The sequence below is a fragment of the Mesorhizobium cantuariense genome (assembly GCF_042647205.1).
GTDB lineage: Bacteria > Pseudomonadota > Alphaproteobacteria > Rhizobiales > Rhizobiaceae > Mesorhizobium > Mesorhizobium cantuariense.
In genome coordinates this window covers 5,746,034-5,757,500 of record NZ_JBHRVD010000001.1, presented here as the reverse complement: position 1 = coordinate 5,757,500, position 11,467 = coordinate 5,746,034, and the positions used below count along the sequence as shown (strand labels likewise).

The window sequence follows — 11,467 nt, the reverse complement described above, 5'->3', positions numbered from 1 at the left end:
CGAAATCTATTTAGGTAGAGCGTCGACCGAATACCCCAGGGGGTAGAGCACTGGATGGGCTAGGGGTCCTCACCGGATTACCAAACCTAACCAAACTCCGAATACCTGGGAGTACTAGTCGGCAGACACACGGCGGGTGCTAACGTCCGTCGTGAAAAGGGAAACAACCCTGACCTACAGCTAAGGTCCCCAAGTTATGGCTAAGTGGGAAAGGATGTGAGGATCCCAAAACAACCAGGATGTTGGCTTAGAAGCAGCCATCATTTAAAGAAAGCGTAACAGCTCACTGGTCTAAATAAGGGTCTTTGCGCCGAAAATGTAACGGGGCTAAAGCCATACACCGAAGCTTAGGGTTTGGTCCGCAAGGGCCAAGCGGTAGCGGAGCGTTCTGTAAGCTGATGAAGCCATACCCGTGAGGGGTGGTGGAGGTATCAGAAGTGCGAATGCTGACATGAGTAACGTAAGGGGAGTGAGAGACTCCCCCGCCGAAAGACCAAGGGTTCCTGCTTAAAGCTAATCTGAGCAGGGTTAGCCGGCCCCTAAGACGAGGCGGAAACGCGTAGTCGATGGGAACCACGTTAATATTCGTGGGCTTGGAGGTAGTGACGGATCATTGAGGTAGTCCAATCTTATCGGATTGAACGGGCTGCTGCGTGGTTCCAGGAAATAGCTCCTCCTTATAAACCGTACCCGAAACCGACACTGGTGGTCTGGTAGAGTATACCAAGGCGCTTGAGAGAACTATGCTGAAGGAACTCGGCAAATTGCACGCGTAACTTCGGAAGAAGCGTGACCCTTTTCTACGCAAGTAGAGGAGGGTGGCACAGACCAGGGGGTAGCGACTGTTTATCAAAAACACAGGGCTCTGCGAAGTCGCAAGACGACGTATAGGGTCTGACGCCTGCCCGGTGCTGGAAGGTTAAGAGGAGGGGTGCAAGCTCTGAATCGAAGCCCCAGTAAACGGCGGCCGTAACTATAACGGTCCTAAGGTAGCGAAATTCCTTGTCGGGTAAGTTCCGACCTGCACGAATGGCGTAACGACTTCCCCGCTGTCTCCAGCATAGACTCAGTGAAATTGAATTCCCCGTGAAGATGCGGGGTTCCTGCGGTTAGACGGAAAGACCCCGTGCACCTTTACTATAGCTTTACATTGGCATTCGTAGTGGCATGTGTAGGATAGGTGGTAGGCTTTGAAACCTGGGCGCCAGCTCAGGTGGAGCCACCCTTGAAATACCACCCTTATTACTATGGATGTCTAACCGCGGCCCGTTATCCGGGTCCGGGACAATGTATGGTGGGTAGTTTGACTGGGGCGGTCGCCTCCTAAAGAGTAACGGAGGCGCGCGATGGTGGGCTCAGAACGGTCGGAAATCGTTCGCTGAGTGCAATGGCATAAGCCTGCCTGACTGCGAGACTGACAAGTCGAGCAGAGACGAAAGTCGGTCATAGTGATCCGGTGGTCCCGCGTGGAAGGGCCATCGCTCAACGGATAAAAGGTACGCCGGGGATAACAGGCTGATGACCCCCAAGAGTCCATATCGACGGGGTTGTTTGGCACCTCGATGTCGACTCATCGCATCCTGGGGCTGGAGCAGGTCCCAAGGGTATGGCTGTTCGCCATTTAAAGCGGTACGTGAGTTGGGTTCAGAACGTCGTGAGACAGTTCGGTCCCTATCTGCCGTGGGTGTAGGAATATTGAAAGGATCTGTCCCTAGTACGAGAGGACCGGGATGGACGGATCTCTGGTGGACCTGTTGTGGCGCCAGCCGCATAGCAGGGTAGCTACATCCGGACGGGATAACCGCTGAAGGCATCTAAGCGGGAAACCCACCTTAAAACGAGTATTCCCTGAGAACCGTGGAAGACGACCACGTTGATAGGCCGGGTGTGGAAGAGCGGCAACGCTTGAAGCTTACCGGTACTAATAGTTCGATCGGCTTGATCGTTCTCATTCCTTATGCCCATCTGACAAGGTCAGATGATCTGTTCTCACTCACGCTTGTTCCGCCCTGCGGGCGGCGCTACGTGGGTGCGGCGCATCAGCGCCGACGGTCGGTCGACCTTGCGAAGCTTCGCTTCGAAAGGCGCCAGGACCAAAAGAACGTAAAGGCACATATAAGACCAGCGAACAGCTCAGAGAGAGGGCAAGAGTAGGGACTTCCCTATTCGCTACTCCCTCATCGCTATTCGCTCAAAAAGCTTCTCGAACAACGTGCGTTTTGCCGACCTGGTGGTTATGGCGGAGCGGCTGCACCCGATCCCATTCCGAACTCGGCCGTGAAACGCTCCAGCGCTGATGGTACTTCGTCTCAAGACGCGGGAGAGTAGGTCGCTGCCAGGTCTGCTAAACGCACGTTGAAATCTTCTCTCTACGATAAGGCCCGCCAAGGGATCACGGGCCGCGTAAGCGGCCCTTTCATTTGGTCAGCCATATACCTATCTGTAGGCCTCGGCTTACGTCTAATAAAGCAAGCAAGTGCTTGCTTAGGGTTGACGCGGGGTGGAGCAGCCCGGTAGCTCGTCAGGCTCATAACCTGAAGGTCACAGGTTCAAATCCTGTCCCCGCAACCAAATATCAAAACGGCCCGCCTCGTGCGGGCCGTTTTGATATTCGGCTGTGGTGGCCATCGATTTGCCTGGCTCGGGGGCCCGCAAGGAGGCGAAGCCAAAGCTGCGGGACAAAAAACCAATCCTGTCCCCGCAACCAAATCAAACAATCAGCCCGTCAGCCACAAAGCCGGCGGGCTGTTCGCGTTTGGACCACTAACCGCGGCAAGCAAGCTGGACCATCAAAACGCCCGTGGACAACAAGCCTGTGGGCGTCGCCCCCAGCAGCTGATTTCTTGGCCAAGCGACATGGAGCGCCACGCTGCGCCCGGAATAGACGCCACCAAAAGACAAGATCGGGCGACGCGGCCGGTGGTCGGGCACCACGCGAAGTCCCGCGCCGATAGTCCACCATCTCCGGTTCGCCGCCAAAGGCCGGAAAGGCCTTGCCCAGCATGCACGGGACCTTGGCGGCCGCGACCAGCTTCGTCGACCGGAACGTATGCGTCCCCTCGGAAGCAAATCTGAAATATATTTCACTATGTGAATTATATTGACAACGTGGGCCGGGGCTGTAATGTCCCGATCGTCGGCTTTCGGAGGAAGGTCGGCTTCAATCAATCCATACGGCAGCGCTCGCAGAGCGTCTGCGACGGTCATTGAGGATGGCTTCGGCCAAGGGAGGAAACTTGCGCAAATTTCTGAGCACGCTCGCGATCGCGGCGGCTGCATCGACCTGTTTCGGGTCTATGCAGGCACGCGCCGAAACCCCCAACCCGTTCAAATGCGAGCCGGGTGAAAAATACGTCATGAACGTCATGGTCTCGGGCGTCGAATACTGGTTCCCGGTCTATGAAATGTTCAAGCAGGCCGGCCAGCAGTTCGGCTGCGAGACCGCCTATACGGGCACGCCCGAATACGACGTCAACAAGCAGATCGCGACCTTCGACCAGGCGCTGGCGCAGAAGCCAGCCGGCATACTGGTGCACCCGATGAACTCCGATCCGTTCATCGAGCCGATCAACCGCGCCATCGAGCAGGGCACCGCGGTGGTGACCTTCGCCGCCGACTCGCCGAATTCCAAGCGCGTCTCCTACATCACCTCCGACAACAATGCCGAAGGCACCTATGCCGCCGACGCGGTTGCCAAGGCGATGGACAGCAAGGGCGAATATGCCGTGCTGGAGAATCCCGGTCAGGACAACCACGACAAGCGCGTCAACGCTTTCGTCGCTCGCATGGAAGCCAAATGGCCCGACATGAAGCTCGTCGGCCGCGCCGCCTCGAACCAGGATCCGACCAAGGCCTATCAGGCGGTTCTGAGCCTGGCGCAGGCGCATCCTGACCTCGGTGCCGTGTTCATGCCGGAGGCCAATTCGGCCATTGGTGCTGCTCAGGCCGCCAAGGAAGGCGGCGGCAAGATCCGCGTCATGCTCGCCGACGTCAATGCCAAGATCCTCGACATGATCAAGGCCGGCGAGATCTTCGGCTCGGTCAATCCCAACCAGGGCATGCAGGGCTATATGGGCTTCATGCTGTTGTGGATGGCCAAGCATCCCGGCCTGATCGATCCGATGAACGACGCCAAGCGTTCGGGCTTCAACCCGATGAGCGTGCCCTTCGTCGACAATGGCTTCTCCATCGTCTCCAAGGACAATGCGGACGACTTCTACTGGGACAAGTACCTGAAGCGTCGCGGCACCAAGGGTATCGAGGAATAGTCACGGTCTCGCCCTCGGCCTCCGCAAGGCCGAACCAACCAGGAAGGAGGCTTCGGCCTCCTTCCTCCCCCAAGCATCGCAGGAGCATGGCGTGACCCAGGCGCCCATTCTTGAAATCCGCGGCCTGTCCAAGGCGTTCGGCCCGGTCAAGGCTCTGAGCGATGTGCAGTTCGAGCTGCGGCGCGGCGAAATCCATGCGCTGTGCGGCGAGAACGGCGCCGGCAAGTCGACGTTGATGAACATGATCGCCGGTGTATTGCAGCCCGACGAGGGCGACATCCTGATCGATGGCGAGCGTGTTTCGATCCACTCGCCCGCGGCCGCTCAACGCCTCGGCATCGCGCTTGTCCACCAGGAGATCGCGCTCTGTCAGGATGCGACGGTTGCCGAAAACATCTATATGGCCGCGATCAACAGTCGGCGCGCGCCGCTGATGAATTTCCAGAAGCTCTACGCCGATGCCCAGAAGGTCATGGACCTGCTCGCCCCCATTCCGGTGCGCACCAGGGTCGCCGACCTTTCCATTTCCAACCAGCAGCTCGTCGAGATCGCCAAGGCGCTGACGCTCGACTGCAAGGTGCTGATGCTTGATGAGCCGACCGCGGCGTTGACTGAAAGCGAAGCGCAGCGTCTGTTCTCGATCGTGCGCGGGCTCAAGGAGCGCGGCATTTCGGTGGTCTATATCAGCCACCGCATGGCCGAGATCTTCTCGCTGTGCGACCGCGTTACCGTCTTCCGCGATGGTCGCTACGTGGCGACCGATCCGATCGCAGCCATCTCACCGGACGATGTCGTGCGCAAGATGGTCGGCCGCGAAATCACCCAGCTCTATCCCGACAAGTTGGCGCCGCAAGAACCCGGGCGCCTGCTCCTCTCGGTCGAGGGGCTTTCCGATGGTCGCCGCTTCGCCGACATCGATCTGCAGCTTCGCGCTGGTGAAATTCTCGGCATTGGCGGCCTCATCGGCGCCGGCCGCAGCGAGATCGCGCAAACTGTCTGTGGCCTCAGGCCAATGACGGCAGGAACCGTTGCGCTCGACGGAAAGCAACTGCGGTTGCGCGGCTATGGCGATGCGGTCAAGGCGGGGCTGGTCTATCTCTCCGAGGATCGCAAAGGCTCCGGCGTGTTCCTCGATCTGCCGATCGCGGCGAACATCTCGGCGCTCGACCTCGCCAGGCTGACCGGGTCACTCGGCCTGCTCGATCGCAAGGCCGAGGATCGTCAAGCGCGGGAACTGACCGGCAGGCTCGGCGTCCGCATGGCCGGCATCGAGGCCGCTGTCTCGACGCTGAGCGGCGGCAACCAGCAGAAGGTCGCCATCGCCAGGCAGCTGTCCGTCGATCCCAAGGTCATCATCATGGACGAGCCGACGCGCGGCATCGATGTCGGCGCCAAGGTGGAGATCCACCGGCTGCTGCGCCAGCTTGCCGGCAGCGGTGTCGGTGTCGTTGTCATCTCGTCGGAACTGCCGGAGCTGATCGGCCTGTGCGACCGCGTCCTGGTGGTGCGCGAAGGCAGGATCGCCGGCGAACTCTCCGCCAGCGAGCTCGGCGAGGAAGCCATCATCATGCTCGCCTCGGGCGTTCAGAACAGTTCAACTCAAAGGCAGGCCCAGAATGTCGCCTAGGGAATCAGGAGAAGCGCTCGTGCACGCCGAGATCAAGGCCGCCGGTGCCGTGCGGCGCATCAATTTCGCTCAGTTCGCCTCGATGCGCGAGGCCGGCCTGATCGTCATCATCCTGGCGCTGTGCATCGCCATGAGCTTTGCCTCGCCGCACTTCCTGACATGGGGCAATTTCCGCGCCATGCTGATGAGCTTTTCCATCGAAGGCATCGTCGTCGTCGGCATGACCATCCTGCTCATCGTCGGCGGCATCGACCTGTCGGTCGGCTCGGTCGTGTGTTTCTCGATGGTGGTCTCCGGCGCGCTGTTCCTTGCCGGCCTCGATCCGTGGACGGCAAGCCTGATCGGCATCGGCGTCAGCGCGCTGATCGGCGCGGCGATGGGCTTTTTCGTCACGGTGATAGGCCTCAATCATTTCATCACGTCGCTGGCGGCCATGGTCATCGTGCGCGGCATGTGCCTGGTCGTCACCAAGGGCACACCGCTGTCGCTGTTCACTTTGCCGCCGGCCTTCAAGGCCATCGGCCAGGGCAGCTTCAACAACATCCCCTATGTCATCCTGATCTTCATCGTCGTGGTGGCGATCTTCGACTTCCTGCTGCGTCGCGCCACGGCCTTCCGCAAGGTTTTCTACACCGGCTCCAACGAGAAGGCCGCGCAGTTCTCGGGCATCAGGACCAATCAGGTGAAGTTCTGGGTCACGGTGCTGTGCTCGACCCTCGCCGGAGTGGCCGGTGTCATCTACATGGCGCGCTTTGGCGCGGCGACGCCGACCTTCGGCGCCGGCATGGAGCTCAACATCATCGCCGCGGCGGTCATCGGCGGCGCCTCGCTGAATGGTGGCTCGGGCACCATCTTCGGGGCGATCCTCGGCATGGCACTGCTCTCGGTGGTGACCAGCTCGCTCATCCTGCTCGATATCTCGGTCTATTGGCAGGACATGATCAAGGGATGCATCCTGCTCGCGGCGGTGTCGATCGATCACTTCCTGCACCGCAAGAAGTCCTGAACTCCAAGGCACCGAGCAAGACCATGGCCCCCCCCAACACCCGCGACGACATCGCCGCTGTCCGCCAGATGCACCAGGCGCTTGTCCTGCACTATGTCGAAGGCAAGACCCAGGCCGAGATCGCCCGGGAACTCGGCATCTCGCACGCCACCGTCAACCGGCTCATCAAGCGCGGCCACCAGCTCGGCCTCGTCGAGATCAAGATCAAGTCACCGATCGACCATCTGGTCGACCTGGAGGCGCGGCTGGTGGCTCTGGGCGGCATCGAGCGGGCGGTGGTGGTGCCGTCGGTCTCCGAAAATCCGCACACAGCCCTGCAGCGGGTCGGCGATGCGGCGGCACGGTTGCTGCTCGACACTATCAAGGATGGCGACACCATCTCGATCACCGGCGGCAAGGGCGTCAGCGCGCTGGTCGCCGGCCTCAAGCCAGGTCGTCGCTACGATGTCGAAATCATCCCCGCCACCGGACTGGTGCAAGGCAAGCACTACACAGACGTCAACCACGTCGCCTCGCTTATGGCCGACAAGCTCGGCGGCCGCGCCTATCAGATCCATGCGCCGCTGTTTGCCGACACCGCACAGCAGCGCGAGATGTTGATGGGCATCAGCTCCGTCGCCGACGTGTTTCGCAAGGCGCGTGAGGCCGATGTCGCGGTGGTGGGTGTCGGCTCCATCCTGACCGACGATTCCAGCTACTATGATCTGCATCCGTCCTCGAACGCCGATCGCCAGGCGATCGAGAGGTCCGGCGCGACAGGCGAGCTGCTCGCTCATCTCATCGATCGCCAAGGCAAGCTTTGCAACTACTCGCTCAACCGTTCGCTGGTCTCGTTGACGCTTGACGAGTTCGCGACCATCCCGCGCTCCATCGGCATCGCAAGCGGTCCCAGCAAGGTCGCGCCGATCCTGAGTGCCATGCGCGGAAATCATCTCGACACCATCGTCACGGACGAGGCCACCGGGCTCCAGATACTCGAGCTGGCCGAACAGGAGGCAGCATGAATTCTCGACAGATCCAGCGGCAGATCGGCAAGTCCGGCATATCGGCGTCGGCTGTGGGCCTGGGCACCTGGGCCATTGGCGGCTGGATGTGGGGCGGCACCGACGAGCAGGAATCGGTGCGGGCGATCGAAGCCTCGATCGACGCCGGCCTCAGCCTGATCGACACCGCACCGGCCTACGGCCTTGGCCGCAGCGAGGCGATTGTCGGCGCCGCGATCAAGGGCAAGCGCGACAAAGTGGTGATCGCGACCAAATGCGGGCTGAACTGGCATTCGGGCAAGGGTGGCTATTTCTTCGACCAGGACGGCAAGCCGGTGCATCGTTATCTTGGCGCCGACGGCATCGCCTATGAGGTCGAGCAGAGCCTGCGGCGTCTCGGCACCGATCATATCGACCTCTACATCACCCATTGGCAGGACCCGACGACGCCGATCGCCGAGACGATGGCGGTGCTGGAAAGACTGAGGGCGGCCGGCAAGATCCTCGCCATCGGCGCCAGCAACATCAGCGCCGAGGATCTCGGCCACTATATCGATGCCGGCCAGCTCGATGCGATCCAGGAGCGCTATTCGATGATCGACCGCGACATCGAGAGCAGCCTGCTGCCGATCACCCGCCGCCATGACATCGCCACCCTCAGCTACTCCTCACTGGCGCTGGGCCTGCTCACCGGCACGGTCGACCCAGCGCGCACATTCGGCGGCGACGACCAGCGCAAGGACAATCCACGCTTCTCGATGGGCAACCGGCAGAAGGTGGCAAAGCTGAAAGAGGCAATCGCCCCGATCGCCGAAAGCCACCAGGCGTCGATGGCGCAGATCGTCATCGCCTGGACGCTCGCCCAGCCGGGCATCACTTTCGCCCTGTGCGGTGCGCGTAATCCCGAACAGGCGCTCGACAATGCGCGGGCCGGCGAGATCACGCTTGCGACAAGCGAGCTTGCGGCAATCGACGCCGCGGCAGCCGCGCATCTCACCGCGATGGATGCCTGAGCAAAAAAGGCAGCCTCCGATGAACCGTAGCCATACAATCGCCGGTCTGCGCGACCGGCCGGACATTGCCGTGCTCGTCATTGGTGGCGGCATCAACGGCATCAGCGTCTTTCGCGAACTGGCCTTGCAAGGGGTCGATGTCGTGCTGGCGGAAAAGGGCGACTATTGCAGTGGCGCAAGTGCCGCCCTGTCGCGCATGGTGCATGGCGGCCTGCGCTATCTCGAAAACGGCGAATTCAAACTGGTGCGCGAATCGCTGCTCGAACGCGACCGCTTGCTGAGGAATGCCCCGCACTATGTGGCCCCGTTGCCGACGACGGTGCCGATCTTCGACATTTTCTCCGGCCTCGCTAACGGTGCGGTGCGCTTCGTGGGATTGACGCGGCGGCCCAGCCGGCGTGGCGCGCTGGTGATCAAGACCGGCCTTGCCATGTATGACCTGTTCACCGCCGCGCGGCGATTGATGCCGACGCACAGGTTCCGGGGGCGAGCTGAGACCCTGAAGACATGGCCGGCGATCAATCCGGCGATCCGCAATTCGGCGACCTATTACGACGCCTGGGTAAGTCGGCCCGAACGCCTCGGCCTGGAGATGCTTCTGGACGCCACGGCGAGCGGGGCGAACGCGTTCGCCATGAACTATGCACAGGTGTCGTCGACCGGCGACGGCCTTGCCATTACCGACACGTTGACCGGCGAACAACTGCAGGTGCGGCCGCAACTGGTCATTAACGCCACCGGTGGCTGGATCGACCTGACCAACAAGGCCATCGGGGCGGCGGCGCAGAGGATGATGGGTGGCACCAAGGGCTCGCATCTGATTGTCGACAACAACGAACTGTTCGACGCGCTCGGCGGCCACATGGTCTATTACGAGAACGAGGACGGGCGCATCTGCATCCTGTTTCCCTATCTCGGCAAGGTGCTGATCGGTTCGACTGACATCCGGGTCGATGATCCCGACCTGGTCCGCTGCGAGGAGGACGAGCAGCGCTACATCCTGCAGTCACTCGCTTTCGTCTTTCCCTCGATCAGAGTGGCCGAAAACCAGATCGTGTTCCGCTTCGCCGGCGTGCGTCCATTGCCGGCCAGCGAAGACAGTTTTACGGGCCGCATACCGCGCGACCATTTCTGCGAGTTCGTCGAACCGGCCGGACATCTGCCGGCGACACTGTGCATGATCGGCGGCAAGTGGACGACCTTCCGTTCGTTCGGGGCGCTGGCAGCCGATATGGCGTTGAAGCGGCTGGGGCTCGAGCGCAGCATGGGAACCCAGGACATGGCCATCGGTGGTGGCCGCGACTTCCCGGCCGATGCACAGGCCTGGTGCGCATCATTCGCCGCCGAGCACGGCCTGCCGGTCGAGCGCGCGCACACACTTCTGCAGCGCTACGGCACGTCGGCCAGGGCTTTCGTTTCACGCCAGGCGGGGGAACAGATGCTGCCGCAGTCGGACTATTCGGCCAGCGAGATCGGGCACATCATCGAGCGTGAGCAGGTCGAGTGCCTTGCGGACCTGTTCCTGCGCCGCACCACCATTGCCATTTCGGGTGGCCTCAGCTTCGATCTCATCAACGCCGTTCTCGACACGCTGGCGGCGCACAAGGGCTGGAGCGCCAGCGAGGCCGCCGCCGAACGCTCGACCTTCCTGGCCCTGCTGGCAGACCGGCACGGCATCGACCTCCAAACACATCAAAGGAGCGCCCTATGCGCGTAAACAAGAAAGTCCGCATGAACCGGCTGTTCGGCGGTGGCCGTTGCCTCGACGTGGCCATCGATCACGGCGTCTGCAACGAACCGAGCTTCCTTGCCGGGCTTGAAGACATGGCCAATGTCGTCAATCAGGTGGTCAAGGCCGGCCCCGACGCCATCCAGATGAACTACGGCCAGGCCGATCTGCTGCAGTCCGTGCCGGGCAAGGACAAGCCGGCGCTGGTCATGCGCATCGACATGGGCAATCCTTACAACAGGACACGCCACCGGGCGATGTGGGCGGTGCTGCAGAACGAAGCCGAGCCCTTGCTCGGCGCCATCGAGATGGATGCGGCTTGCGTCGTGGTCAATCTGTTCATGCTGCCCGACGAGCCGGATCTGTTCCGGCAATGCGTGCAGAACATCGCCCGCGTGCGCGCCGATTGCGAGAAATACGGCCTGCCGCTGATGATCGAGCCGCTGGCCATGCTGCCGGTCACTGAGCATGGCGGCTACATGGTCGACGGCGATGCCGAAAAGATCGTCACCTTGACCCGGCTTGCCCGCGAGATGGGTGCCGATATCATCAAGGCCGATCCGACCACCGATCCCAACGACTTCCACCGCGTTGTCGAGGCCGCGCGCTGCCCGGTGCTGGTGCGCGGGGGCGGCAAGGAGGACCTGCGTGCGGTGTTCGACAAGTCGGCTGCCTTGATGGCGCAGGGCTCGCTTGGCATGGTCTATGGCCGCAACATCTACCAGCATGCCAACCCGAGTGCCGTCGTGCGCGGGCTGATGGCGATCATTCATGACGATGCCGATGGCGGCGTGGCCTGGGACCTGTACAACCAGGCATAGGCTGCGGCCTCGGGAGGCGC

At 61.5% G+C, this 11,467-nt stretch carries 7 protein-coding genes, 1 tRNA gene and 2 rRNA genes (1 of these 10 only partly in view); all 10 read left to right on the top strand.

The window, feature by feature from the left end; all coding sequences use genetic code 11:
- Positions 1-1,946 (top strand): 23S ribosomal RNA (locus ACFOJ9_RS28075); it begins 876 nt to the left of the window's first position.
- A 280-nt stretch (positions 1,947-2,226) separates the two neighbouring features.
- A 5S ribosomal RNA gene (rrf, locus tag ACFOJ9_RS28070) occupies positions 2,227-2,341 on the top strand.
- 153 nt (positions 2,342-2,494) lie between these two features.
- Positions 2,495-2,571 (top strand) — tRNA-Met (locus ACFOJ9_RS28065).
- Between the two features lie 665 nt (positions 2,572-3,236).
- Complete coding sequence (locus tag ACFOJ9_RS28060; protein WP_378983602.1) at positions 3,237-4,268, top strand: substrate-binding domain-containing protein; 1,032 nt, start codon at positions 3,237-3,239, stop codon at positions 4,266-4,268.
- A gap of 91 nt (positions 4,269-4,359) precedes the next feature.
- On the top strand, positions 4,360-5,895 hold the full coding sequence (locus ACFOJ9_RS28055) for a sugar ABC transporter ATP-binding protein (protein ID WP_378983600.1): 1,536 nt from the start codon (positions 4,360-4,362) through the stop codon (positions 5,893-5,895).
- A 19-nt stretch (positions 5,896-5,914) separates the two neighbouring features.
- Positions 5,915-6,901, top strand: a complete 987-nt coding sequence (locus ACFOJ9_RS28050) for an ABC transporter permease (RefSeq protein WP_378983597.1) — start codon at positions 5,915-5,917, stop codon at positions 6,899-6,901.
- A 23-nt stretch (positions 6,902-6,924) separates the two neighbouring features.
- On the top strand, positions 6,925-7,905 hold the full coding sequence (locus tag ACFOJ9_RS28045) for a sugar-binding transcriptional regulator (RefSeq protein ID WP_378983594.1): 981 nt from the start codon (positions 6,925-6,927) through the stop codon (positions 7,903-7,905).
- Positions 7,902-8,897 (top strand): aldo/keto reductase, encoded by a 996-nt coding sequence (locus ACFOJ9_RS28040; RefSeq protein WP_378983592.1) that lies wholly within the window; start codon positions 7,902-7,904, stop codon positions 8,895-8,897. The genes ACFOJ9_RS28045 and ACFOJ9_RS28040 overlap by 4 nt, the downstream gene beginning before the upstream one ends.
- Before the next feature lie 19 nt (positions 8,898-8,916).
- Positions 8,917-10,614 (top strand): glycerol-3-phosphate dehydrogenase/oxidase, encoded by a 1,698-nt coding sequence (locus ACFOJ9_RS28035; protein ID WP_378983589.1) that lies wholly within the window; start codon positions 8,917-8,919, stop codon positions 10,612-10,614.
- Entirely contained in the window at positions 10,605-11,447 is an 843-nt protein-coding gene (locus ACFOJ9_RS28030) for a class I fructose-bisphosphate aldolase (protein ID WP_449288650.1), read from the top strand. Before ACFOJ9_RS28035 ends, ACFOJ9_RS28030 begins: the two co-directional genes overlap by 10 nt.
- Positions 11,448-11,467 lie beyond the last annotated feature (20 nt).

Coding starts and splice junctions, on each gene's coding strand:
- ACFOJ9_RS28040 (WP_378983592.1), top strand. CDS start 7,902: ATGAATTCTCGACAGATCCAGCGGCAGATCGGCAAGTCCGGCATATCG.
- ACFOJ9_RS28035 (WP_378983589.1), top strand. CDS start 8,917: ATGAACCGTAGCCATACAATCGCCGGTCTGCGCGACCGGCCGGACATT.
- ACFOJ9_RS28045 (WP_378983594.1), top strand. CDS start 6,925: ATGGCCCCCCCCAACACCCGCGACGACATCGCCGCTGTCCGCCAGATG.
- ACFOJ9_RS28030 (WP_449288650.1), top strand. CDS start 10,605: ATGCGCGTAAACAAGAAAGTCCGCATGAACCGGCTGTTCGGCGGTGGC.